Here is a 25929-nt window from a genome sequence, read left to right as displayed (position 1 = left end):
TAAAAAATTTAAAATTTAAGTCCATGCGCAAGCACATCAAACATATCTTATTAATTGTAATTGTATTACAGGTTAGTTTGTCTTTTTCTCAAAGAAAGAAAAATGATACGATAAACACAGGGGTCATAGATGTTGTAAAACCCTATACACCATCAATATCCGATGCGTTTAAGGTAAAAGAAGTGCCTTCAACCGAAGAAGACCAAGCCATAAAGAAAAAAGAAATTAAATACAATATTTTTTCTTTTCCTGTGGCCTCTACATTTACGCCAGCTAAGGGAAAAGCTGCTACTGTAGAGAAAGCAAAACCCGTTAAGTTGTTCGATAACTATGCTACTTTGGGAGTGGGGAGCTATACTACAATTTTAGGTGAAGTATATTTAAACCATGCCATAAGCAGAACCGAAAGTGTTGGCGGGTATTTTAGTCACCATTCTTCTGCTGGAGGTATTGAAGGTGTACAGTTTGATGATAATTTTTCAAACACAAAGCTTAACGCTAATTATGCGTCGCAATTTAGGGATTTGGCTTGGAATGTTCAAGCTGGTTTTCAACATCAGTTATACAACTGGTACGGTGTGCCGCAATCTCAGATAGCCCGAGCGCAAGCAGATGGTATAGACACCGATCATGCATTTTTTAATGTACATTTTGGTGGCGATATTTCTTTTGAAGATACTTATATAAACTCAGGGAGTTTCTTTTTTAGACGTTTTAGCGATAACCAAGGCTCTGGAGAAAATAGATTTGTAGCAAAGGCTAAAATTGATATTCCTGTAAATCGTGAAGAAATTTCAACCAATTTTAAGATTGATTATTTGGGAGGAACTTTTGATAGGGGTTATTTTACAAATGCAGAGTTGTCTTATGGTAATTTTATCATTGGTGCTTCACCTTCGTATCAATTAAAACAAGACGATTTAACCGTAAATTTGGGAGTTTCAATCAACTTTTTAAACGACAGGGAGTCTGGTGATAATACACTTTACGTGTATCCTAATGTAACAGCTACTTATAGGTTGGTAAACGATGTTTTAATTGCTTTTGGGGGTATTCAAGGCGGTTTGGTTCAAAATACCTATCACGCATTTGCTTCAGAAAATCCTTTTGTATCTCCCACATTATTAATTGCGCCAACCGATACGCAATATAATGCACACATTGGTCTTAAAGGTAAGTTGTCTAGTAACATGAGTTATAGCGTAAACGGATTGTATAAAGCAGATAGAAATAGAGCTTTATTTAGAAATAACGATATCATTGTTTTTCCACAAGGTGAAGCTTACTCCTATGGTAATTCTTATGGTATTGTATACGATGATGTTGATACTTTTGGTATTGCTGGAGAACTAAATGTAGATGTGAATAGAAATTTTACTTTAGGTGTTAAAGCCGAATATTTTAGTTACAATACCGATAATGAAGCCGAAGCTTGGAACCTTCCAGATATACAGGGATCGTTATTTTTAGACTATCAAATAGACGAACATTGGTTTGCAGGCGCAAATTTAATTTATACAGGAGAGCGTAAAGACCGATTCTTTTTAAATGATGGTTTTACCATAACTTCACCCATTACAGTTACGTTAGATAGCTTTTTCGATGCTAATGCACATGTAGGCTACCATATTAACGATCAAATTTCGGTGTACGCAAAAGCGAACAACATAGCAAATAACGAGTACCAACGCTGGCAAAACTTTCCAGTACAGGGCATTCAATTTCTGGCAGGAGCTACTTTTAAGTTCGATTTCTAGCTTTAAAAATATTACAGTATTAAAGCGTTCTATTAAGAGCGCTTTTTTTATTTTTACGAGACTTCTAAAATAAATCTTATGAAAAAAATCATTTTACTTCTCTTGTTAATAGCTTGTATATCATGCCAAAAAAAAGAAATAGTAGATGTTTTAGTTGTTAATGCAAATGTATACACCGTAAATGATACTTTCGAAAACGCTGAAGCATTTGCTGTTAAGGATGGTAAGTTTGTTGAAATTGGTAATTCTAATAATTTAAAACATAAGTTTAAAGCCGATACAATTATTAATGCGCAAGGAAAAACAATAGTTCCCGGATTTATAGATGCGCATTGTCATTTTTTAGGGTTAGGGCTTAATCAATTAAATGTAGATTTAACAGGCACTACAAGTTTTGATGAGGTAGTAAATCGTGTTACCGATTTTCAAAATAAACGTCAGCAAGCATTTATTTACGGCCGAGGTTGGGACCAAAACGACTGGGATATAAAAGAATTTCCAAACAACGCATTGTTAAATAGCTTATTTCCAAACACACCAGTTGTTTTAGAGCGTGTAGATGGGCATGCCATTTTAGCAAATCAAGCAGCTTTAGATTTGGGTAACGTAACCGCAAACAGTAAAATAGATGGTGGTGAAGTTGTTCTTAAAAGCGGAAAGCCAACAGGTGTGTTAATTGATAAAGCGGAGTCTTTGGTTATGCAACATTGGCCTAAACCTACCAAAAAAGAACTGGTAGCAGCACTATTGGAAGCTCAGAATATATGTTTAAACTATGGATTAACTACCGTGGATGACGCTGGCTTAAACCAAAACGAAATTGAAATTATAGATAGTTTGCAACAAGCCGGTATCTTAAATATAAGGGTTTATGCTATGGTATCTGCAACCAAGCAAAACCTAGATTATTATTTAAACAAAGGCATTATAAAAACTAATAACCTAAATGTACGTTCCTTTAAGTTTTATGCCGATGGTGCTTTAGGTTCTAGAGGTGCCATGTTGCGTAAACCATATACCGATAAACCCGGACATTTAGGGTTATTGGTAAATAGCATAGATAATTTAAAAGAAACAGCAAAACGTATAGCAAATTCAGCATACCAAATGAATACACATGCCATTGGCGATTCTGCAAACCATGCTGTATTAAATACTTATAAAAAGGTATTGCAAGGTAAACCAAACAGGCGTTGGCGGGTAGAGCATGCACAGATAGTATCGCCAGAAGATTTTAAACTATTTCAGGATATTGTACCATCTATACAGCCTACGCATGCTACAAGCGATATGTATTGGGCAGAAGACAGAGTAGGCCCTAAACGTATTAAGGGCGGTTATGCGTATAAAGATTTATTAAATGCCTATGGTAAAGTAGCACTGGGTACTGATTTTCCAGTAGAACACGTAAGTCCGTTTTACACGTTTTACGCTGCTGTTGCACGCCAAGATTTAAAAGGTTATCCAGAGAAGGGCTTTCAAACAGAGAATGCCCTAAGTAGGGAAGAAACCCTTAAAGGAATGACGATTTGGGCTGCATATTCTAATTTTGAAGAAGATGAAAAAGGTAGTATAGAAACAGGTAAATTCGCAGATTTTATCATCTTAGATAAAGACATCATGACGGTTGATGTTTCAGAAATTCCAAATATCAAAGTAGTGCAAACATTTATAGGCGGCATCAGTTATTAAAAGAAGCTTACAGATTACTTTGTCATTTTTGTGCATAATTGTTTAAGATTATGTAGCCTTTATTCAGGACGGGTCAAAGTTTCATTTAGCGGTCTAGTATAAGAATAGTACCCGATTAAGTGACAGTATCTTTTCAAGTTGCAAGAATGTTTGTTAGTGCTAAAGACTATTAATTCATACTGTCTTGGCTATTATTTTTTATACATTGTTACCAATCGTATTTATTCGTTATTGCCTAAGCTTTCTATCTTCATTTTGGCATGTTCATTATTAGGATTTAGCTCAAGTGACTTTTTATAATTTTCGATTGCTTTTTTGTTATCTCCCAGAGATTCATAAGTTTCTCCTAAGCTATCAAAAGCATTAAATGAACTTGGGAAGTTTTCTGTATTTAAGATAAAGAAAGTCAGGGCTTTAGATTTTTCATTTTCGTTTCTACTTCGTAACATTCTATAACCTATTCGGTTAACAAGAGATTCTGGTGGACTAAAATTCCAAGATAGTCGCTGAGAAAGAGACTTGAAATGTTGAGTTAGTTGCTCTTTGCTTTCCACATCTCGGTGGGAAACCCCATAGTCTTTAAAAATGCTTGAAATTCCATTATAAAAAGCTATTGGAGGAACAGAACCGTGGTTTTCATTTTCAAAGTATTCCAATTGTGCGGGAAACTCACCTTCACATTTACTATTTAATGCCTCGTATAACCTAACATGACGGTCACGATTTCTGATATTTCTTTTGCCCCAATTTGCAGTGGCTATGTAGATGAATTTTTCAAATGATTGCTCAGTCACGGCTTCTAATTTTCTATCCATGGTTTCTTCGTCCCACATGCCAAAGCTTGGGTCAACGGCAATGAATGCATTGAAAAGAGTCTCATCTTTCATGTAGGCATGAACAGCTAGTAATCCACCTAAAGAATGTCCAAAAAGAATTCGATAAGGCTCTGTTCTATACTTTTTATCCAATTCGGGAATAAGTTCATCTTCCAAAAAGCTTAGAAAAGCTTCTCCTCCACCTGTATTATTCTCTCTTACCGTAACAACTTTGTCAGGTGTGTAGTCTCGTCTTCTATCAATATTTTTAATGCCGACCACAATCATCTCTGGAATTTTCCAGCTTCTGTATGAATCGGAACTCATATAGTTTACCATGCCTGTTACAGTCTTAAAATGTACATTTCCATCAAGTATGATAAGAATAGGATACTTCTTGTAGGATGCTTCTGTCTTGAGGTAAGATTCAGGAAGATTCACCCAGTATTCTCTATCTTCATCCAAAATATTGGAATAAAGTACATGTTTTGTGCCGATTGTTATCTGTTCGACATCTTGTGATTTTACTTGATTAATTCCAATTAGTAAAAATAGTACTGCAATAATATTTTTATTCATTCTGATGATATGTATGATTGGTAATGTTCCGAGGATATGCGTCGTTTTAATGACTTACATCCGTCGTTAAGCGAAGGTAGATGAAAATTTTTACAATATCAAGTTGAACATGCAGTTTTCCTAAGGTTCCTGTTCGCGTAGAAATAACTGACTATTTCTGCCTTAAGCACGCTAAATAATCATAATGCTCACCTTCTAAAATCGGGTCGCATTTTAAGCCTACGGTTTCGTGTATGAAAAGTGCGTGCTTGTGTCAGAAGATTTTCCGAAGGAAAATCAGATGCAAGCAAGCAAAACAACTCACATTGGTTAAGCTAGAAATAGCAATTTTTATATACGGTGTCAGGCTACGGTTTTTATAGTTTTTTCTTATTCGGATTCTTTCTGTTTGAAAACAAAGAAACAATCTCAATGGAATTTTTATTTATTCTGTAATAAAGATTATTGTGTTTTTCGACTACAGCTTTTCTAATATTTTTTTTCTCGAATGATATTGGGAAAATTTTGGGTGATTTTGAAATCAGTTCAATTGTATGGTCTAATTTTGCAGAGAATGTTCTTAATTCTGTTTCAGTCCATTTGTTCTCAAGATATTCAATAGTTTCTTTTAGTTCAGATATTGCGTGGTCAGTCCACAGAATTTTATAACCACTTTTCATAAATTCCTTTCACGTTTGAGTGAGAAGTCAATTTTCCGTTATCTGCATCTTGAATTCCTTTCTCAATAGACTCTTTTTCGCTTGCGGAAATTTCATTCCACCAATCGTTTTTCTCTTTTTCTCTTAATTTCATTAGTTTGTCAATCAGAGAACTATCATTCAAAGTTGATAACCATTGAATTAATTCTATTTTTTTATTTTCTAAACTTAAGCCCATAATATCAAATTTACAAATTAAATCTAAACATTCAATTTTTGAGTGTAATTTTAACTGTTGCCCTATGTTCCGAGGATATGCATCGTTTTAATGACTTACATCCGTCGTTAAGCGAAGGTAGATGAAAATTTTTACAATATCAAGTTGAACATGCAGTTTTCCTAAGGTTCCTGTTCGCGTAGAAATAACTGACTATTTCTGCCTTAAGCACGCTAAATAATCATAATGCTCACCTTCTAAAATCGGGTCGCATTTTAAGCCTACGGTTTCGCAAGCCAACTTTAAAGTTTTAAAATCTAGATACAACCATTTCATAGGTGTTTCCTTTTCACCTTTATAACTTAAAAAATAATCGAGTTCACCGTAATAATTAGCATTGGTATCAATCCAAAAACCACCATCATCATCTTCATACATATATTTTATATCAGAAGAATCAATTAAAACTTGTCCGTTAGGTTTAAGTAAGCCTTTTAAATGTTTCAAATATTTAGAAACCTGAACTAATTCTTGAAATATTCCTGTACCGTTCATCATTAATAAAATGGTATCAAAGGTTTCGGTTTCTTCTAGAAGATTCAAAACTTTAACATTCAAAACACCACGTTTTCTGGCAACATCAATAGCTCCTTTAGAAATATCTATACCTTTAACATCAAGTCCGTTTTTTTGGAGATACAGGCTATGGCTTCCAGAACCACAACCAACGTCTAAAACATTTCCTTTTGCCAATTTTAGAGCCTTTTGTTCTAGATTTGGCATTTCATTAAAGTCTCGAAATAGATAAGGGAGGGGCAAAATATCTTCACCAGAAATACTTGTAGAAGTTATAATATCTTCGGTGTAATTTCCATTATGGTAATCTAATAAGGCTTGTCCAAAAAGGTCTTTCATAATTCTGCGTCATTGCGAGGACGAAGGACGTGGCAATCTCCTCTTTTTGTTTACCAAATTACTTCAGTTGTAATAACTAAAAATTGGTATTTTTACACCATGCAAGACATTATTAATAATCTTTCAAAGCTCGCCAAAGATAAGTATAACGACAATAAAAAATTCTTTGCAAAACTTAAAAAGAAACCTCCTAAAAATCTAGACTATGTGATGCAGGAGCTGCATGAGGAAGAGTTTAAGCGTACCGATTGTTTAGAGTGTGCCAATTGTTGCAAAACTACAGGCCCATTATTTACAGATAAAGATATAGAACGTATTGCCAAATCCTTTAAACTAAAACCACAACAATTTATTGAGCAGTATTTGCGAATTGATGAGGATAACGATTATGTATTGCAGAGTGTGCCTTGTGTGTTTTTAGGCGCCGATAATTATTGTTCTATTTACGATGTACGCCCCAAAGCATGTAGAGAGTTTCCACACACCGATAGAAAAAAGTTTCAGCAAATTTCAAACTTAACCTTAAAAAACGTGGCTATTTGTCCTGCCGCTTTTAATATTGTTGAAGAAATGAAAAAACGCATTAAAGTTTAATTTTGCATTGCAGTAATAATCTACAATTTAGTGTAATATTAAAATTGAGTTTTAAATTTCTATACCTTTTCCCTTCTGCAAAATAAAAATTGCGGAAGCTTGTTTTAAAAGAGCCAAATTGCAGGTTATAAAGTAGTTTTTCAATTTTTTTTTATTTATTATATTTAGAAAAAAAACCTTGGAAGCCGTATTAAACTATTTTGAAACCATTCCATCCCACCATCGCGCACTTATTATAGTTGGCGGATTAACTTTTTTTTGGCTGCTAGAAGGCATTATGCCTTTATTTGGCAAGCCTTATAAAAAATGGAAACACGCTGTTCCTAATATTTTTTTTACTATTACTACAATCTTGGTAAATTTACCCTTAGCATTCTTACTTCTAAAATCTTCAGATTGGGTAATGGTACATAACTTTGGTATTTTAAATTGGTTACCAGAAATGCCACTTTGGCTTTATGCTATTGTAGGGCTTTTGCTTATGGATTTTATTGGGGCCTACTTGCCACATTACGTAGAGCATAAGGTAAAACCTCTTTGGATGGTGCATTTGGTGCACCATACCGATCACAACGTAGATACAACAACCGCAAATAGGCACCATCCGTTAGAGAGTATTATACGCTATGTATTTACTTTGGTAGGGGTTTTTGTAATAGGTACACCAATAGCTTTAGTTATGTTGTACCAATCTCTATCTGTTGTGGCTACACAATTTAACCATGCCAATATTAGGTTGCCAAAACGGGTTGATGCTATTTTAAGCTATTTTATTGTATCTCCAGACATGCATAAAGTGCACCACCACTACAGGTTGCCTTATACCGACTCTAACTATGGAAATATTTTTTCGGTTTGGGATAGGCTGTGTGGTACGTTTATGACATTAGATCCAGATAAAATCATCTATGGAGTTGATGTATTTCCAGATAAAAAAAAGAACGGCAATATTGGTGAGTTGTTAAAACAGCCATTTCAGAAATATGATAAACCTACCATGCATCACGACAGATAATATTTTAATTTGGGCGTTCCCCTCCTAAGGTCGGGTCGGGCTTTCCGCTATATCTTTTTAAAGCGTCATTGCGCTAACGTCATTGCAAACGCAGTAAAGCAATTTCCTTAATCGAAGCATATTACGTCGTCGTAACTCCTCGTAATGACGGCGAATTTGTAAAAAAACTTTAAAAAGGATGCCGCTGCAATCCCTAACGCATCGGTCTGCAAACATGGTTTTTATCCCAATATGTTTTCATGTCAGTTCGAGTGGTTTCTATTTTTTATCGAAATTGTATAGAGAACTATTCTAAAAAAAACACTATTCGTATAATAAATACTGCGCTCGTACCTTTTTAAAAGCCTCTAAATTATCTTGCCATGTCGCTTTAATTTCAGCTTCAGATAAACCTGCTTCAATTTGCTGTTGTAACACTTCTGTTCCAGCATGTTTGGTGAAATTTGCAGTATTAAAAAATTTCGATGTGTCTGTTGCGTTTTTGTACGCTTTAATAATCCATTTTAACGTCATAACGCCATTTAGCGTTTCGTTTTTTAAATCTTCACCAAAACATAATTCATTTAAATGCTTTGGGTATTTAGCTCCAAAATTAGCAACAGGAGTATATGTAAAGCGCATAGTGTCTTTATTTAAAAACGGAGCGCCATACCTTTGAAACTGAAATTCTGTACCCCTGCCAGCATTTATATTTGTACCCTCAAAAAGCCCCAAGCTTGGATATAGCATAATTGCTTGGTCGTTTGGTAAATTTGGCGAAGGCCTTATAGGTAAGCTGTAAAACGTATTATGTGTGTAATTTTTAACAGGTATTACCGTAATATCGCATTGTAATTTATTGGCTAACCATTGTTCTCCATTTATCATTTTTGCATATTCGCCAATTGTCATACCATGAACCAAAGGAATGGGGTGCATGCCTAAAAAACTTTGGTGTTCAATTTTTAAGGTAGGCCCATCAATATAGTGACCGTTAGGGTTGGGTCTGTCCAATATTAAAACAGGAATTCCTGCTTCGGCACAGGCCTCCATAATATTATGAAGCGTAGAAATATAAGTATAGAAGCGAACGCCAACATCCTGTATATCAAACACCACAACATCTAAGTCTTGTAAATGCTCAGGTGTTGGTTTTCTATGTTTTCCATGAAGGGAAATTATGGGAAGTTTTGTTTTGGTATCAATACCATCGGCAATTTGTGCGCCAGCATCGGCTTTTCCTCTAAAACCGTGTTCTGGTGCAAAAACTTTTTTTATGTTTACTTTCAATTTTAAAAGTGAATCCACTAAATGAGTGCTAGAATCATTGCGAGGCGTATTAATCAACAAAGCAATCTCTTTAAAAATTACAGAAGTCTGGTTCGCTACAACACCAACGCGTTTATCCTTCAATAATGGTAAATACAGTGCGGTTCTATTTGCGCCAACAACAACTGTTGTATCATCTAGAGCGTCACTAAGGCTGTTTTTGTTTTTTTTAACTTCTATTTCCTGTTTTCCTTTATTGGTTAAAGCATTTCCGTTTTCTGTAGTCTTAACATTTCCACAAGAAATCATTACCAAAACAAACCCAATAATTATGGGGAAAACAGTATTTTTGAAAATATTAAATCGCATAAAGCATCTTTTGAATTACGAGTATTTTATAGCAAAACGCATTATAGGCAGTAAAGCGTATAAAAGTAGTATTTCGGCACCAATAATAAAAATTGGTATTGCTGCTATTGCCATTGGTATGGTAGTAATGATGATTGCTATTGCTACCGGCATTGGCTTGCAGGAAAAAATTCGTGAAAAAGTAGTAGCGTTTAATGGGCACGTAACCATTACAAACTACGATAGTAATGCATCGCAGGAAAGTGTGGTGCCTATTTCTAAAACGCAAGAGTTTTATCCAGAATTTAATACAGTTAAAGGTGTAAAGCATATACAGGCAGTTGCTACTAAATTTGGTGTTATTAGAACGGAAACCGATTTTGAAGGCGCAGTTTTTAAAGGTGTTGGTAACGATTACGATTGGCGCTATTTTAATGAGTTTTTAGTTGAAGGACGTGTGCCAAATTTTGATAAAAAATGGAGTGAAGAGGTATTAATCTCTAATTATTTGGCAGATAGGTTGGGATTTCAACTGGGCGATACATTTCAAATGTATTTCTTAAAAGACGATACCGAAAAACCACCAAACATTATTAGTTTTAAAATAGTAGGGATTTATAATTCGGGATTTCAAGATTTCGATGCTACGTATTTAATTGGTAATCTAAGACATATTCAGCGTATAAATAATTGGGACGACGACCAAATTGGTAACTTTGAGGTGTTTATTGAAGATTACGACGATATTGAGCGTATGGGCGTAGAAATATTTCAAAACACACCTTCTACATTAAACACATCTACCATTAACGAAAAGTTTTATTCCATTATAGAATGGGTAAAGATTTTTGATAAAAATATTTATGGCATAATCGGTATAATGATTTTGGTAGCAGGTATAAACATGATTACGGCACTTTTGGTGTTAATACTGGAGCGCACCCAAATGATTGGTATTTTAAAAGCCTTGGGAAGTTCTAATTGGAGCATTAGGAAATTGTTTTTATACAACGCCTCTTACTTAATTGTATTAGGCTTGTTTTGGGGTAACGTTTTAGGGTTGTGCTTTCTTTTTGTACAAAAGCAGTTTAAGGTTTTAGAAATGAATCCTGATGTGTATTATGTTACCGAAGCTCCTGTTTATATTAATTGGAGCTATATTTTAGCACTTAACGTTGGTACGCTAATACTTTGTTTATTAATGCTTTTGGTGCCTTCTTATATTATTACCAAGATTTCACCGGTTAAGGCAATTCGGTTTGAATAGGTTTTTATAGACTTATATTATAATTAGTTTTCTTTACATTTTAGATTGAATAAACGATTGCCTTCTTTTTGCTGTTTATCCTTTAAATATTCCCAATCCTTACATGCATCTTCAATATTGTTCATAATTAAGTTAGCGTAAGCTCGATTATAATAAGCATCGAAAAGTAAAGAATCGATTTCAATCGCTTTGTTAAAATTTTCTATAGCTTTCGCATATTTTTTTTTGGTAAATTCAAGATTACCATCTAGAAAATAATTTTCAGATTTTCTTTTTTCACTAATTGATAGATTATGTTTTTTATTCATTGGTGTTACGGTAGTATTGGTGGTAATACTAACTCCGTGGACACCACTAAACTCGTTAAAAAGAGCACTAAAATTTATAATTTGATTGTACTTTTTTTCAATTTCAACAGGTAAAAATTCTAATTTTTTTAATTTGTTAACGAATTTGTTCTCTATAGTTTTATAAATTTTTGAATTTTTAGTTATTTGAATGCTATCTATTTTTCCAAAAGTATTAATGCGAAAATGTCCCATTAGAAAACCGCTATTAAACTTTTGTTGTTTTCCAGTTACAAATTTTTGGCCTTTTAACGATTTTGTAATAACATAACTAAGGTCTTTTTTATTTTTTAATCTTGGTGCTAAATACTTTTTAGCAATAATGGTACTGTCGTTTATAAAGAAAAGTAGTTCGTTTTTTATTAAATAATCTACCAATTTTTCAGACTTAACTAAATAGAGCCTATTAACTTTATCGTCAGGTGTGTTAATTTCGGCTTTTTCGCAAATTATTAATTCAGTGTCAGTTAATTTTTCAATAGTAAATAATTGATTGCCAATGGTTAATTCAGATTTATCAATTTTGTAATTTGCATCTGGTGTTATTGAATTAACAGATACCTTATCTATCGATTTAAAATAATATTCACCAGCAATAGGTTTACTGCCTCTGTAGTGTATAACGCTACCATCTTTTCGTTCTTCATAAATTTTAAGCCATTTGGTATTTATTAAGTTTTGGCAATACAAATTAAGGCTTGTTATAAATACAATAATTAATAATTTTTTTTTCCCCATTAATAAGAAAGTTTTACTGTTTAAACGAAATACATTAAGTGTTATTTCCCCTCAATATCACTAATATGATGTTCTAGGGCTTTTACCGAGATTTGTATTTCTAAAATTAAAAAAGCTAAAGACGCTATAAGCAGCAAAAGTGCAACTCCAAACACCCAAACGGCAACGGTTTGCTGTTCTATATAAACTAAAAACATGGTAAGCACGCAAAGTAATAAACTAGAAATACCTAATATTTGCATAGCGCGGGTTAAATACAAGCGTTTTTTTATGTTTTCTATTTGAGCAATTAAAACGGAGTCTTTATTCTGTATGTATTTGTCGTGTAAGCTTCTAATAGTGGCTGCATATGCCAAAAATCTATTAGTATAGGCTAGCATTATTAAGGATATGGCCGAAAATAATAGGGCAGGTGTGGTAAGGGTAAGTTGTTCCATTTTAAAAATTTGTTCAAAGTTAGAGAACTTTAAAGAGTTTGAGTAGTATATCTTACTTCAAAATATGTATTTAAAATGGAATTTTAGTTTTAATAAGGTAATAGTTATAGATTATTTAAATTTTAATGGTTAAATAAAATCTATTAAATAGCCAATGGATAAATTAACAAAGCCAGTAGTTTTTAATTCGGGTTCTGTTTCTAAACGAGAAGGGAAATTAATATTATAGCCTAATTCAAAATCCCATGATTTTGTTATTAAAGTTAGCGGTATGTTAATTTGTGTGTTTAATAAATCAAAAATATCATTATAAATATACTCAATTGTAGGTATTTCGTTTTGAGTATTTAATTGCTCTAACGCTATGGTTTGTTGTGCTATAACAAAGCTAATTTGTGGTCTTAACTTAAGCGAGTAGTGCTTTCCTTGGTTTAAGTTTAAATTTGCATAGCTACGAGATACAATTTGAAATGACTGATCGGTTCCAAACAAGTAAGACGTTGTTAGTTTAGTGCCTAAAGTTCGTTTTTTGTTTCGTACACCTAAACTTAAACTAATAGAGTTTGTAAAAACATCCCATCCATTTGCATAAAAATAGCGTGTATATCCAACGTTATAATTAAATAATTTTTTTTGGCCTAAGGTGTTGTAGTAACCTACCGAAACATTTGTAAAATCCCAATTTGGGCTAAAGTTTTCATAATAAATGCCAGAAACGCTAATATTGAACCCAGAAGCACTGTAATACGATATTTGTGGCACCATATTAAATTGATCGATTCCAGAATCGCGACCCGTAAAAAAAGTATTACTGTTAAAGGATACGTTTGTATATATAAAATTATTGGTGTTAAACGAATTTAAAATATCGTTCATAAATTGTTCGTCGTTAAAAAAAAGCTCGTCAAGCAGCATATCTATCTCGTCTTCTTTAGGTTCTTGTGCATGTAAATTAGCATTGGTTGCTGCTGTAAACAGCAGCAACCAGAATACTAAAACTTGTTTGTTAAATAAGGGTTGCGTATTCATCTGTATAAGATTTTAACTACCTCCTTTTCCGTTTCCTCCACCGTTTCCGTTTCTATTTCCGTTTCCAGTGCGTGTGCCATCGCCATTTCTAGCATTGTTACCATTTCCTCCAAAACCTTCACCATTTCTCATTTCTCCTTGGCCAGATTGTTGTCTTGTTTGTTTCATGTGTTCTTGTAACATTTGTCGTTGTTCTTCAGTACAAGATTCTCTAAACTGTTCTCTAGCTTGACGTAACTGGCGCTCTTGAGTTTGAATCATTTCTTTTTGAGCATCTGTGAATGATTTTCTCAAACGTAATCTTATTTGTTCTTTAGTTTGAGTTTTGTCTTGCAAGATGGCCAACTGTTCTTCTGTTAAAGAAGCGCGAAGTTGTTCCCGGTTTTTTAACATTAATTGGCGTTGCGTTTGCAGCATTTCTTTTTGTTGAAGTGTTAATTTATTCATAATGGGAGTATAATCATCTTCTTGAGCAAAAAGTGTGCTTCCTGTTGTTAAAAGCATTATTAAACTAAATAATGCGATTACGTTTTTTAATGATATTGTTTTCATGACTTATGAATTTATGTTATTAAATCTGTTCTATTACTTAGAACCTAAAATTTTACAATAGTTTGAAATTATAACACTATATTTTCAATTAAACTTTTATTTAGGTAGGTGTTTATTAAAGAATCTTCTATCAAAATAGAATTGATAAAAATATTCTCTAATTCTTGTTGAGATAATTCGGCTTCAATTACAACATTAGTAATAAGGTAGCTGTTAAGGTAAGTGTCCATTTCAGATTCTGAAATTAGTAACGATGATGTTAAAAAATCACCATCAAGCATATCAGGGCTTATTGTTTTAATGGTTTCGGTATTTGTAATTTGTTCTGTAGTATCAATGTCTTTGTTTTGCATCCAAAGTGTTAGTGCAATAGCAAGAACTATACTGGCAGCAATAGGATAAGCAATCATTGGCCTTAACCAAAAAATGGTTTGTCTAGGCTGTTCTTCTTGTATCACCTTGTTAAGAATAGTTTGTTTAGACTTTGCAAAAAAATCGTTTGGGATATCCATTCCAAGTTTTTCTTTATGAAGTTTAGAAATATCTTTATTTTGTTGATTTGAATTTTTCATAGTTTTTTAATCTTATTTTTTGTTTTGATCTTAAATACTTAAAATAGTTTGTTTAGCACTGTTCTAATATTTTCTTTTCAATAATTTTTACTGCACTGTAGTAAGATGATTTTAATGTATTCTCACTTATGTTTAAAATATCAGAGATGTCTTTAAAACTTAAATCGTCAAAATATTTCATTTGAAAAACACGTTTTTGTTTGTTTGTGAGTTCAGAAATTGCCTTGTTCAATCTTAATTGTATTTCATTGCCGTTAAAAAAACTATCTTGTGTTAGGTTTTTAATGTAGCTGTTATTGTTCTCATCTATAGATACCGAGTTTTTAATCTTGTTTTGCTCTAAAAACCGTAACGATTCGTTATAGGCTATTCTATACATCCAAGTATGTAATGTGCTTTTTTCTTTAAATTTATCTATGCCTTTAAAAATTTTTATAAATGTGTTTTGCAGTACATCGCTCGTATTATCGTGCGTAATTACTATTTTTCGAATATGCCAATACAGGCGCTCTTGATACAAATCAAGTAAATCCTTAAATGCCTTATTTTTTAACTTCGGATTTTTTAGATCTTTTATGAGTTCTACTTCTTGATTCATAATTAGAAGATTTTATAACTTAGACCTTCTTTTTGTACAATAGTTTGTTCTAAAATAAAAAAATAGCATTTATGTTGTTGGGTTTTATTAGTTTAGTGTAATGCAAGAAGATTTTCTACATTACATCTGGAAACACAAAAAGTTTCATCAACAAGATTTAAAAACTTCTAAAGGGGAACACGTTGTCGTTATTTCTAATGGAGAGCATAATTTTAATGCAGGCCCCGATTTTTTTAATGCGCAACTTAAAATAGGCGAGCAACTTTGGGCAGGTAATGTAGAGATTCATATAAAATCTTCAGATTGGTTTTTGCATAATCATGAAACAGATAAAGCTTACGATAATGTAATACTTCATGTGGTTTGGGAGCACGATTCTGAAGTGTTTAGAAACAATAACTCTATAATTCCAACTTTAGAACTTAAGAATTACGTAGCTAGTGCTGCTTTAAAAAGTTACAAAAAGCTGTTTAACTCAAATCAAAACTGGATTAATTGTGAAAACGATTTTAGCACGATTGATGATTTTACCATTATTAATTGGTTAGAGCGTTTATATTTTGAACGGCTAGAACGAAAATCTGCAGAAATTCTTAGCTTACTAAAGGCGTCCCAAAACAACTGGGAAGCGGTATTGTTTAAAATGTTGGCTAAAAGTTTTGGGCTTAAAGTAAATGGCGACGCATTTTTAAGTCTTGCCAATTCCTTCGATTTTTCTATTCTTAGAAAATCGCAATCAAAACTAGAGAGCCTTGAAGCTTTGTTGTTTGGACAATCTGGATTGTTGGATGTTGAGGTAGAAGAGCCTTACCATAAAGCGCTTCAAAATGAATATTATTTTTTAAAACAGAAGTTTAAACTCGATAATACTTTGGTTATGGCACCTTCATTTTTTAGGTTGCGCCCCAATAATTTTCCAACTATTAGGTTGTCGCAATTGGCAAATGTGTATTTTGGGCATCAAAACTTATTTTCAAAACTAATAGGGGCAACAACAGTAAACGAAATACATTCGCTCTTTATGGTGGAAACCTCAGAATTTTGGAAAACACATTATACGTTTTCAAAAGCATCAAAAGCTACGAAAAAAAATATATCAAAAACGTTTGTTAATTTGTTAATCGTCAATACTATTATTCCTTTAAAGTTTAGCTATGCTAAATATAAAGGGCAGTCTTTAGAAGACGAAATTTTAAACTTGGTTGAAGCATTGCCTACAGAGAAAAATAGTATTGTAAATAAGTTTAATTCGCTTAAAAATGTATCAAAAAATGCAATGCAATCTCAAGCATTAATTCAATTAAAAACAGAATACTGTATAAAAAATAAATGTTTGCAATGTGCAATTGGCAATAAACTTTTAAACCATTAAATTTTAAAAAGAATAAACTAAAGGTTAACTTGCGCTTATGAATATTTTTTACCGCATATTATTGTATTTACAAAAGCATGGATACCATGTGTGCCAGCGAATAGCAGATAGGTTGGGTATTCGCGCAAAAGTAGTGCGAACCTCTTTTATGTACTTAACCTTTGTTACGGTAGGCTTTGGTTTTGCCTTGTATTTATTTTTGGCATTCTGGATGCGCATTAAAGATATTGTATATACAAAACGTTCGTCTGTATTCGACTTGTAATAAATGAACCCGATAGTAAGACTTTTTAGATCTAGAATATACACAGCACTAATTTTATTAGCGTTTATAGTAGTTATTGGTGTATTTGGGTATAGGTTTATTTCTAACTATTCTTGGGTAGATGCGCTCTACATGACTGTTATAACCATGACCACCGTTGGTTTTGGGGAAGTAGTGCCATTAGACGACCAATCTAAAATATTTACCATTTTTTTAATATTGGCAAGTATTATTATAGTGGGTTATGCCCTATCTATAATTACAGAATATATTTTAAGTAAAAATGATATTGAAGAGTTAAAACATAAAAAGATGCAAAAAAAGATAGACGGTTTTAAAGACCATGTTGTTATTTGCGGCTATGGTAGAAACGGTAAGCAAGCTGCTAGAAAGTTACAAGCACATAATAAATCGTTTGTTGTAATAGAGAAAAATAAAGATGTAGAAGAACGCTTAAAGCACGATGAGGTACCATATGTTATTGGTAATGCAAACGAAGATGAAATTTTGTTGCAAGCAGGAGTAGATAGAGCCTCAAGTTTTATATCGGCACTTCCAAGCGATGCAGACAATTTATTCGTGGTGCTCTCTACAAGACAGCTTAACCCTACTATAAATATTATAAGTAGGGCTTCCCAAGAATCGTCTTATAAAAAATTAAAATTTGCAGGTGCCAACAATGTAATTTTACCCGACAAAATAGGAGGAGATCATATGGCTTCTTTAGTTGTGGTTCCTGGTTTAATGGAGTTTATAGATAATCTTTCTATTGTAGGCAACTCTAATATTAATATTGAAGAGGTAGCTGTAGAAAAGCTGTTTAATACCAAAAAAGTAGTAGGTAGAACCATTAAAGATTTAGACCTAAGAAAAAAAACAGGTTGCTCGGTTATAGGGTATAAGGATGAAAACGGAGAGTATACCGTAAATCCCGAAGCCGAATTGCACTTAGCGCCAAATTCAAAAATAATTGTTTTAGGAAAACCAGAACAAATAGAGGAACTAAATTCCGTTTACGATATAGAGCTGGAAGAATAACCACATTTAGCATAATATGTTTTAAAAAACGATTTTTTTTTAGCATCTTGCTAACTTCTTATGTGTATTTTTCAATAAAGACTAACTAATAAATCAATTATGAAGAAATATCTTCTATCATTATTTACATTAATTTCACCTTTTTTAACTTTTGCTCAAGAGTCTACTTCAGAAAAAATAGATAGGGTTTTTAAAGATTATACAGGATGGTTTGTAGACGCTATTTTCTACGAAATTCCTTTTTCAGAAACATATCAAATTCCATGGGTATTAATAGTGTTGGTAGGTGGTGCTTTGTTTTTTACAATATACTTTAAGTTTATAAATTTTACTGGATTTAGAACAGCTATACGCGTTGTACAAGGTAAATATGAAGATATTGAAAAACACGGAGCTGATACATTATACGGAGACTCTACACCAAATGAAGACGAAAACATTATAGAAACTTTACGAGACGATAGTGCACATGGTGAAGTATCGCATTTTCAAGCTTTAACAGCTGCTTTGTCTGCAACCGTTGGTTTGGGTAATATTGCGGGTGTTGCCGTTGCTCTTTCTATAGGTGGCCCTGGGGCAACATTCTGGATGATACTTGCTGGTTTGCTAGGTATGGCCTCTAAGTTTGCCGAGTGTACTCTAGGTGTAAAATATAGAGATGTTGGGGAAGATGGTACAATTTACGGAGGTCCAATGTATTACCTTACCAAGGGCTTTAAAGAAAAAGGTCTTAAAGGTTTAGGTAAAGTTTTAGCAGTAATTTTTGCTATTTTTGTAATAGGTGGTTCTTTTGGTGGTGGTAACATGTTTCAAGCAAATCAAGCTGCTGCGCAATTTGTAAAATTATTTGAACTCGAGGGCGGAAATGCTGGACTGTATTTTGGTATTGTAATGGCGGCCTTGGTAGCTATTGTAATTATTGGTGGAATAAAACGTATTGCCAAAGTAACAGAAAAAGTTGTGCCATTTATGGCAGGTATCTATGTTTTAGCTGCATTAATAATTTTAGGCGCTAATTTTACTTTAATAGACGATGCTTTTGCTTTAATTTATGAAGGTGCATTTTCTGGACTGGGCATTGCAGGTGGGCTTGTTGGAGTTATGATACAGGGTATTAGAAGAGGTGCTTTTTCTAACGAGGCTGGTGTAGGTAGTGCAGCAATTGCGCATTCGGCTGTACGTACTAAATATCCTGCTAGTGAAGGTATTGTGGCACTTTTAGAGCCGTTTGTAGATACTGTAGTAATTTGTACAATGACTGCTTTGGTAATTGTAATAACAAATTTTGATGGTTCCTTTATGCAGTATGGGGTTGAAGTAAAAGAAGGTGTTGAAATTACAGCCCAAGCTTTTGATACTGTAATTCCTCATTTCTCGGTTATATTAACAATAGCTGTAATTTTATTTGCGTTTTCAACTATGATATCTTGGTCTTATTACGGTATGCAAGGTTGGGTTTTTCTTTTTGGAAAAGGAAAAACATCAGATTTGGTATACAAAATATTATTCCTCTTTTTTGTAATTGTTGGCGCGTCTATAAGCCTTGGTGCTGTTATAGATTTTTCAGATGCAATGATTTTTGCAATGGTAGTACCAAATATTATTGGTGTTGTTATTTTATCTCCAGTAATAAAAAGGGAGTTGAAAAAATATATGAATGCAATTAATGTTAAGGAAGAAGCTTTAGATGACGGAGCAGAGGATTTAACAAAACATATGTAAACATTAATAATTTAGTATATGAAGTCCCATTTTGTATTCACGAAAGAACAACGAAATGGGATTTTTTTATTGCTGTTTATCATAATCGTGCTTCAATGTGTTTATTTTTTTGTCGATTTTTCTTCAGAAGATATTACAATAAACAATAGTAAATTGCAAAAGTATGAGGCAGAAATGGACGCTTTAAGACAAGTTGAGATTGAAGCCAATAAACCTAAAGTGTATCCTTTTAACCCCAATTATATAACAGATTATAAAGGTTCTGTTATAGGGATGAGCAGTGAGGAAATTGATAGATTACTCAATTACAGAAAACAGGACAAATGGATAAACTCAGCAAAACAATTTCAACAAGTTACAGGGGTTTCAGATAGTTTGCTGGCTCAAATATCACCCTATTTTAAGTTTCCAGAATGGGTAACACAACCCAAAACCAAAATGAAAAGTACCTATGTTAATACTTCAAATAGCTTTTCTCAAAAAACAGATTTAAACAAAGCTACTGCCTTACAATTGCAAAAGGTGAATGGTATTGGTAACGTCTTATCAAAACGTATAATAACATATCGCGAAACATTAAAAGGCGGGTTTTTGGCTGATATAGAACTGCAAGAGGTGTATGGAATAACACCAGAAATAATTTTAAAAATACAAGAACATTTTACTGTAAAAACTCCAAGAAAAATTTCAAAAATTAATTTGAATACCGCTACAGTAGATACTTTGGTTACCATAAAACATATAGATTACGAAATAGCCCATAATATTGTAGAGTATCGTAAGCTACACGAAGGTTTTTCATCATTAAACGAATTATTAAAAGTTAAGGACTTTCCAATAAGCAAAATAGATATAATTAAATTATCTTTGCACATTCAATAAAAGAGTGCATTAAAATTTCCTATCCAAGCAAACCAAGCAAAGTTTTAATGTTTATCAAAAAATTGCATGTATGACGAGTATGTATTTTACTGAAGAGCATAATCTCTTTAGAAAAAGTTTACAAGATTTTCTTAAAAAAGAGGTAGTGCCTCATATTGATGATTGGGAGAAATCTGGGGAAATAGATAAATCTGTTTGGTTAAAATTTGGTGAAATGGGGTTTTTAGGGATTAACTACCCAGAAGCTTATGGCGGCTTGGATTTAGATTTATTCTACACCGTTGTTTTATTAGAAGAACTTCAAAAAATAAATTCAGGCGGTTTTGCCGCAGCAGTATGGGCACATGTGTATTTAGCGATGACCCATTTAAACGCTGAGGGAGACGAGGCCATTAAAGAAAAATACCTAGCACCTAGTGTTTCTGGGGAAAAAATAGGGTGTTTATGTATTACAGAACCTTTTGGGGGCAGCGATGTTGCAGGTATGCGCACCACAGCTGTTAAAAAAGGCGATTCATACGTTATTAACGGATCTAAAACCTTTATTACTAATGGTGTTTATAGCGATTATTTAGTAGTAGCTGCAAAAACAGCTCCTGAGCTTGGTAATAAGGGTATTAGCATATTTGTTGTAGACAGAGCCTCAAAAGGGTTATCGGCTACCAAGTTACATAAACTAGGATGGAACGCATCTGATACTGGCGAAATAGCTTTTGATAATGTTGTTATTCCAGAAAGCAACCTTTTAGGTAAGGAAAACCAAGGTTTTAATTACATTATGCAGCATTTTGCATTAGAGCGTTTAATAATGGGCATAAACGCACATGCGCGTGCAGAATTTGCACTAGAATACGCTAGGCAATACATGAGCGAACGAACTGCATTTGGAAAAACAATAGATAAATTTCAGGCTTTAAGACACAAAATGGTAGAGCTGTACGCCGATTTAGATATTAATAAAAACTACAACTATACCGTAGCCAATGCACTAAACAAAGGTGAATATGTAGTTAAGGAAGCTACCATATCTAAACTAAAATCTACTAAAATGGCCGATGATGTTATTTATAACTGTTTACAGTTTTTAGGTGGTTATGGTTATATGGAAGAGTACCCAATGGCACGTATGTTTAGAGATAGTAGGCTAGGACCAATAGGCGGAGGTACTTCTGAGATATTACGCGAAATTTTATCTAAAATTATTATTGATAAAAAAGAGTACAAACCTGCAACTTAAATTTTTTAATTCTAAATATAAAAATTAAGAAATATTTTTATATTTGCACCCTGAAAATTCTAAAAGAGAGGAGGTTAAGACCTATGTTAATAATTCCAATAAAAGAAGGCGAAAATATAGATAGAGCTTTAAAGCGTTACAAAAGAAAGTTTGACAGAACTGGAAGAAAACGCGCACTACAAGGCCGTAAGCAATTTAACAAGCCATCTGTTGTACGTAGAGCGCAAATACAAAAAGCGCAATACATTCAGAAATTAAGAGATGCAGAAGATGTATAAAATTTACATTTCAACACTATAAAAGTCCCGTATAGAACGGGACTTTTTTTTTGCCCAATAATTTTGAGTTTAAAAGCTATATTAATTGTATATTCAGCTCAAAACTTTAAAACCTACGCATCAATGTTATTTAACGCTTTTGCAGATTACCTGCTTTTAGAGAAAAACTACTCTAAACTTACAGTAAAAGCATATCGGTCAGATTTAGAGTCATTTCAAAATTTTGTGAAAGAAGAATACGGCTCTAAATCCATTAAAGATGTTAACTACCCACAAATAAGAACATGGATTGTAAGCTTGGTTGAAGCAGGTATTAGCAACAGAAGCATCAACAGAAAAATATCATCTTTAAACACATACTATAAGTTTTTGTTTAAAGTTGGAGATCTTCAGCAAAATCCGCTAGCAAAACACAAAGCTTTAAAAATGAGCAAGAAAGTTCAGGTGCCTTTTTCTCAACAAGAAATTGAAACAGCTTTACTAGCACTTGATTTTGATGATTCTTTTAAAGGTCTAAGGGATAAACTCATCATAGAATTGTTTTATTCTACAGGTATCCGCAGAATAGAGCTTATCGAGATAAAACTATCAGCAATTAATCTTAGTAAAAAAACTATAAAAGTACTAGGTAAAAGAAATAAAGAGCGCATTGTGCCGTTATTAAATTCAGTTAAGGAAACATTAATAAACTATTTAAATGCTCGAAGTTGTTTGTCTGAGATAAACGATTCAGAGTATTTATTTTTAACAAAAAAAGGCGTTAAAATATACGAAACACTTGTTTACAGAATTATAAATGATTATTTTAGTCAGGCTTCTTCGAAAGTAAAAAAGAGTCCGCATATATTAAGGCATTCGTTTGCGACTCATTTGCTAAATCAGGGAGCAGACTTAAATGCTGTTAAAGAGCTTCTTGGTCATACAAGTTTAGCAGCTACACAAGTTTACACCCATAATAGTATTGCAGAACTTAAAAAAGTACACTTAAAGGCGCATCCAAGGAGTAAAAAGTAGCACCTTTAAGTAATTGTCTAACCAAAATAAGTATAGTATGAAATAAGCCTGGAAAGAATTAAAACTTTCTTAACTATATTCTTTCAGGGCTAATTTGTCTATCCTAATTTTTTAAAACCTAAAACAGATGAAAGTGAACACACAATCCATTAATTTTAATGCAGACAGAAAATTAATTGATTTCATTCAGAAACGAATGGATAAATTAGATATGTTCTACGATAAAGTAATTAAATCTGATGTGTATTTAAAGGTTGAAAATACCAGTGATAAGGAAAATAAAATTTTTGAAGCGAGGGTAAGTGTACCTGGAGATAGTTTTATTGTAAAAAAGCAATGTAAAACATTTGAAGAAGGCACAGACATTGCTGTTGCATCGTTAGAAAGACAGTTAAAAAAGCGCAAAGAAAAATTAAGAGCACATTCATGATAAATTTTTTTAAAAAAATGTTTTGAATAACTAAAAATATATATACATTTGCAGTCCGTTAGAAATAGCGGGCTTTTTTTATGTGAAAAAATGTAAAAAAACGCCGATGTAGCTCAGCTGGCTAGAGCAGCTGATTTGTAATCAGCAGGTCGTGGGTTCGAGTCCCTCCATCGGCTCAAAAAAAGAAAAAATTAGTTCTTTAAAATATTGAAATTTAATTGGGAAGATACTCAAGCGGCCAACGAGGACAGACTGTAAATCTGTTGGTTTTTACCTTCGCAGGTTCGAATCCTGCTCTTCCCACATAATAATTCCAAATAAGGAGCTGCCAAAAGTCCACTTTTGTAAAGCTGCGTTTTGAAATTATTTGGATTGGGTAACCAATTCAGGATCGTCGCGCAAAGCGAGATAATCCTAAAATTACCATGCAAACTAAAGTTTGCAAAACGCGGGAGTAGCTCAGTTGGTAGAGCGTCAGCCTTCCAAGCTGAATGTCGCCAGTTCGAACCTGGTCTCCCGCTCAAAAAAAACAACCATTTACGAGTTACGATGTACGAGTGCAATTCGTAAATCTAAAATCGGCAGTCGTAAATGAATTGCCGACGTAGCTCAGGGGTAGAGCGTTTCCTTGGTAAGGAAGAGGCCACGGGTTCAAATCCCGTCGTTGGCTCAAAAAAAAATTGAATAGAGTACACTAATATTATTATATAACTAAGATTAAATTATTAAAAACATGGCAAAGGCAACTTTCGATCGTTCAAAACCACATTTAAATATTGGTACTATTGGACACGTAGATCACGGTAAAACAACTTTAACTGCTGCTATTACTAAAGTATTAGCTGATGCAGGTTTCTCAGAAGCAAGATCATTCGATCAAATCGATAACGCACCAGAAGAAAAAGAAAGAGGTATTACAATTAATACTTCTCACGTAGAATACCAAACAGCAAATCGTCATTACGCTCACGTAGACTGTCCAGGTCACGCGGATTACGTAAAGAACATGGTAACAGGTGCTGCGCAAATGGATGGTGCTATTTTGGTTGTTGCTGCAACTGATGGTCCTATGCCACAAACTCGCGAGCACATCCTTTTAGGACGTCAGGTAGGTATTCCTCGTATTGTTGTTTTCTTAAACAAAGTTGATATGGTGGATGATGAAGAGCTTTTAGAGTTAGTAGATATGGAAGTTAGAGATTTATTAAACTTCTATGAGTACGACGGAGATAATGGTCCTGTAGTTTCAGGTTCTGCTTTAGGTGCGCTAAACGGTGAGCAAAAGTGGGTAGATACAGTATTAGAGTTAATGAAAGCTTGTGACGAGTGGATTGAAGAGCCAGTTCGTGATATGGATAAGCCTTTCTTAATGCCTATTGAAGATGTATTCTCTATTACAGGTCGTGGTACTGTTGCTACTGGTAGAATTGAGACTGGTGTAGCTAACACAGGAGATCCTGTAGAAATCATTGGTATGGGAGCTGAAAAATTAACTTCTACTATCACTGGTATCGAGATGTTCCGTCAAATATTAGATAGAGGTGAAGCTGGAGATAATGCTGGTATCTTATTAAGAGGTATTGAGAAAACTCAAATCTCTAGAGGTATGGTTATTACTAAGCCGGGTTCTGTAACACCACACGCTAAGTTTAAAGCTGAGGTTTATATCCTTAAGAAAGAAGAAGGTGGACGTCACACTCCATTCCATAACAACTACCGTCCACAGTTTTACGTTCGTACAACTGATGTAACTGGAAACATTGCGCTTCCTGATGGCGTAGAAATGGTAATGCCTGGGGATAACTTAACTATTACAGTTGAATTAATTCAACCAATTGCAATGAACGTAGGTTTACGTTTCGCTATCCGTGAAGGAGGTAGAACAGTTGGTGCAGGTCAGGTAACTGAGATTTTAGACTAAACACTAGTTTAATATAAATATAGACTCAAGGTATTACGCTTTTAGCGTAATGCCTTTTGACTTATATTTACGGGTTTAGCTCAGTTGGTAGAGCACTGGTCTCCAAAACCAGGTGTCGGGAGTTCGAGTCTCTCAACCCGTGCAAATAAAATCGGGTAGTAATACTCAATAGTTTAATAGGACTTTATCCTAGAAAAAAAATAAACAAATGGCTGGAATTGTAACATACGTAAAAGAATCGTTTGGCGAACTAAAAAATAATGTGTCATGGCCTACATGGGCAGAAGCACAAAGTTTAACAGTTTTGGTAGCTGTGTTTTCAATTATATTCTCTTTAGCAATATGGGGAGTAGATACAGTTTTCAGCAAAGTGATAACAGCTTACTTTGATTTAATTAAATAACAAGTTTTT

Annotated in this window: 27 protein-coding genes and 5 tRNA genes; 21 read left to right on the top strand and 11 right to left on the bottom strand. The window is 33.5% G+C overall.

Annotated features, from left to right (window positions below; genetic code table 11):
* Positions 1-23 precede the first annotated feature (23 nt).
* Together CLV33_RS09360 and CLV33_RS09355 are read left to right on the top strand one after the other, a co-directional pair.
* Positions 24-1757, top strand: a complete 1734-nt coding sequence (locus CLV33_RS09360) for a porin family protein (RefSeq protein ID WP_105473687.1) — start codon at positions 24-26, stop codon at positions 1755-1757.
* Between the two features lie 78 nt (positions 1758-1835).
* Positions 1836-3449, top strand: a complete 1614-nt coding sequence (locus CLV33_RS09355; RefSeq protein ID WP_105473686.1) for an amidohydrolase — start codon at positions 1836-1838, stop codon at positions 3447-3449.
* Positions 3450-3670: 221 nt separating this feature from the next.
* Here CLV33_RS09355 and CLV33_RS09350 read toward each other — a convergent pair whose 3' ends face one another.
* From CLV33_RS09350 to CLV33_RS09335, 4 genes are all read right to left on the bottom strand, one after another.
* Entirely contained in the window at positions 3671-4843 is a 1173-nt protein-coding gene (locus CLV33_RS09350) for an alpha/beta hydrolase-fold protein (RefSeq protein WP_105473685.1), read from the bottom strand.
* 356 nt (positions 4844-5199) lie between these two features.
* Positions 5200-5502 carry a type II toxin-antitoxin system RelE/ParE family toxin gene (locus CLV33_RS09345; protein WP_105473684.1) on the bottom strand — a complete coding sequence of 101 codons (303 nt, stop codon included), beginning with the start codon at positions 5500-5502 and terminating at the stop codon, positions 5200-5202.
* Positions 5486-5719 (bottom strand): hypothetical protein, encoded by a 234-nt coding sequence (locus tag CLV33_RS09340; protein ID WP_105473683.1) that lies wholly within the window; start codon positions 5717-5719, stop codon positions 5486-5488. Before CLV33_RS09340 ends, CLV33_RS09345 begins: the two co-directional genes overlap by 17 nt.
* Positions 5720-5911: 192 nt before the next feature.
* A complete protein-coding gene (locus tag CLV33_RS09335) occupies positions 5912-6613 on the bottom strand; it encodes a class I SAM-dependent methyltransferase (RefSeq protein ID WP_105473682.1) in 702 nt (233 codons plus the stop codon).
* Positions 6614-6712: 99 nt separating this feature from the next.
* On the opposite strand from CLV33_RS09335, the gene CLV33_RS09330 reads away from it, so the two are divergent.
* Positions 6713-7207, top strand: coding sequence for a YkgJ family cysteine cluster protein (locus CLV33_RS09330; RefSeq protein WP_105473681.1), 495 nt, complete (start codon positions 6713-6715; stop codon positions 7205-7207).
* Between the two features lie 178 nt (positions 7208-7385).
* Complete coding sequence (locus CLV33_RS09325) at positions 7386-8222, top strand: sterol desaturase family protein (RefSeq protein ID WP_105473680.1); 837 nt, start codon at positions 7386-7388, stop codon at positions 8220-8222.
* A gap of 303 nt (positions 8223-8525) precedes the next feature.
* On the opposite strand, the gene CLV33_RS09320 is transcribed toward CLV33_RS09325, so the two are convergent.
* Positions 8526-9839, bottom strand: a complete 1314-nt coding sequence (locus tag CLV33_RS09320) for an exo-beta-N-acetylmuramidase NamZ family protein (protein WP_105473679.1) — start codon at positions 9837-9839, stop codon at positions 8526-8528.
* Positions 9840-9849: 10 nt separating this feature from the next.
* Between CLV33_RS09320 and CLV33_RS09315 the strand changes: the two genes are divergently transcribed.
* Positions 9850-11085: an ABC transporter permease gene (locus tag CLV33_RS09315; protein WP_042246464.1), complete on the top strand. Its 1236-nt coding sequence runs from the start codon at positions 9850-9852 to the stop codon at positions 11083-11085.
* Between the two features lie 23 nt (positions 11086-11108).
* Here the strand turns inward: CLV33_RS09315 and CLV33_RS09310 are convergent, their stop codons facing one another.
* The 6 genes from CLV33_RS09310 to CLV33_RS09290 form a co-directional block, all read right to left on the bottom strand.
* Complete coding sequence (locus CLV33_RS09310) at positions 11109-12170, bottom strand: tetratricopeptide repeat protein (RefSeq protein WP_105473678.1); 1062 nt, start codon at positions 12168-12170, stop codon at positions 11109-11111.
* Positions 12171-12211: 41 nt separating this feature from the next.
* The gene (locus CLV33_RS09305) at positions 12212-12607 is read right to left on the bottom strand and encodes a DUF2721 domain-containing protein (protein ID WP_105473677.1); all 396 of its coding nucleotides are present in this window, start codon (positions 12605-12607) and stop codon (positions 12212-12214) included.
* 129 nt (positions 12608-12736) lie between these two features.
* A complete protein-coding gene (locus CLV33_RS09300) occupies positions 12737-13636 on the bottom strand; it encodes a hypothetical protein (RefSeq protein WP_105473676.1) in 900 nt (299 codons plus the stop codon).
* 12 nt (positions 13637-13648) lie between these two features.
* Positions 13649-14188 carry a hypothetical protein gene (locus CLV33_RS17445; protein WP_146109731.1) on the bottom strand — a complete coding sequence of 180 codons (540 nt, stop codon included), beginning with the start codon at positions 14186-14188 and terminating at the stop codon, positions 13649-13651.
* 68 nt (positions 14189-14256) lie between these two features.
* Complete coding sequence (locus tag CLV33_RS09295; protein WP_105473675.1) at positions 14257-14760, bottom strand: hypothetical protein; 504 nt, start codon at positions 14758-14760, stop codon at positions 14257-14259.
* A 52-nt stretch (positions 14761-14812) separates the two neighbouring features.
* On the bottom strand, positions 14813-15358 hold the full coding sequence (locus CLV33_RS09290) for an RNA polymerase sigma factor (protein ID WP_105473674.1): 546 nt from the start codon (positions 15356-15358) through the stop codon (positions 14813-14815).
* A 100-nt stretch (positions 15359-15458) separates the two neighbouring features.
* Between CLV33_RS09290 and CLV33_RS09285 the strand changes: the two genes are divergently transcribed.
* The 16 genes from CLV33_RS09285 to secE all read left to right on the top strand — a co-directional run bounded on the left by CLV33_RS09285 (position 15459) and on the right by secE (position 25920).
* Positions 15459-16730 (top strand): DUF2851 family protein, encoded by a 1272-nt coding sequence (locus CLV33_RS09285; protein ID WP_105473673.1) that lies wholly within the window; start codon positions 15459-15461, stop codon positions 16728-16730.
* A gap of 37 nt (positions 16731-16767) precedes the next feature.
* A complete protein-coding gene (locus CLV33_RS09280; RefSeq protein WP_042246454.1) occupies positions 16768-16995 on the top strand; it encodes a PspC domain-containing protein in 228 nt (75 codons plus the stop codon).
* 3 nt (positions 16996-16998) lie between these two features.
* Positions 16999-18033, top strand: a complete 1035-nt coding sequence (locus tag CLV33_RS09275; RefSeq protein WP_042249321.1) for a potassium channel family protein — start codon at positions 16999-17001, stop codon at positions 18031-18033.
* Between the two features lie 99 nt (positions 18034-18132).
* A complete protein-coding gene (locus CLV33_RS09270) occupies positions 18133-19755 on the top strand; it encodes an alanine/glycine:cation symporter family protein (protein ID WP_105473672.1) in 1623 nt (540 codons plus the stop codon).
* A 153-nt stretch (positions 19756-19908) separates the two neighbouring features.
* Entirely contained in the window at positions 19909-20637 is a 729-nt protein-coding gene (locus CLV33_RS09265) for a ComEA family DNA-binding protein (protein ID WP_244906412.1), read from the top strand.
* 70 nt (positions 20638-20707) lie between these two features.
* Positions 20708-21874, top strand: a complete 1167-nt coding sequence (locus CLV33_RS09260; RefSeq protein ID WP_105473670.1) for an acyl-CoA dehydrogenase family protein — start codon at positions 20708-20710, stop codon at positions 21872-21874.
* Between the two features lie 83 nt (positions 21875-21957).
* Entirely contained in the window at positions 21958-22152 is a 195-nt protein-coding gene (gene rpsU, locus CLV33_RS09255) for a 30S ribosomal protein S21 (protein WP_042246441.1), read from the top strand.
* 123 nt (positions 22153-22275) lie between these two features.
* Complete coding sequence (locus tag CLV33_RS09250) at positions 22276-23166, top strand: tyrosine-type recombinase/integrase (protein ID WP_105473895.1); 891 nt, start codon at positions 22276-22278, stop codon at positions 23164-23166.
* A gap of 127 nt (positions 23167-23293) precedes the next feature.
* Complete coding sequence (locus tag CLV33_RS09245) at positions 23294-23596, top strand: HPF/RaiA family ribosome-associated protein (RefSeq protein ID WP_042246438.1); 303 nt, start codon at positions 23294-23296, stop codon at positions 23594-23596.
* A 102-nt stretch (positions 23597-23698) separates the two neighbouring features.
* Positions 23699-23772 (top strand) — tRNA-Thr (locus CLV33_RS09240).
* Between the two features lie 44 nt (positions 23773-23816).
* Positions 23817-23899 (top strand) — tRNA-Tyr (locus CLV33_RS09235).
* 145 nt (positions 23900-24044) lie between these two features.
* Positions 24045-24117, top strand: a tRNA-Gly gene (locus tag CLV33_RS09230).
* A 77-nt stretch (positions 24118-24194) separates the two neighbouring features.
* Positions 24195-24266, top strand: a tRNA-Thr gene (locus CLV33_RS09225).
* A 63-nt stretch (positions 24267-24329) separates the two neighbouring features.
* Positions 24330-25517: an elongation factor Tu gene (gene tuf / locus CLV33_RS09220; RefSeq protein ID WP_042246435.1), complete on the top strand. Its 1188-nt coding sequence runs from the start codon at positions 24330-24332 to the stop codon at positions 25515-25517.
* Between the two features lie 69 nt (positions 25518-25586).
* A tRNA-Trp gene (locus CLV33_RS09215) sits at positions 25587-25659 on the top strand.
* Positions 25660-25725: 66 nt separating this feature from the next.
* Positions 25726-25920: a preprotein translocase subunit SecE gene (gene secE / locus CLV33_RS09210; protein ID WP_042246432.1), complete on the top strand. Its 195-nt coding sequence runs from the start codon at positions 25726-25728 to the stop codon at positions 25918-25920.
* Positions 25921-25929 lie beyond the last annotated feature (9 nt).

The organism is Jejuia pallidilutea, assembly GCF_002973595.1.
Taxonomy (GTDB): Bacteria; Bacteroidota; Bacteroidia; order Flavobacteriales; family Flavobacteriaceae; genus Jejuia; species Jejuia pallidilutea.
This window is presented reverse-complemented; position numbering and strand designations above follow the sequence as displayed.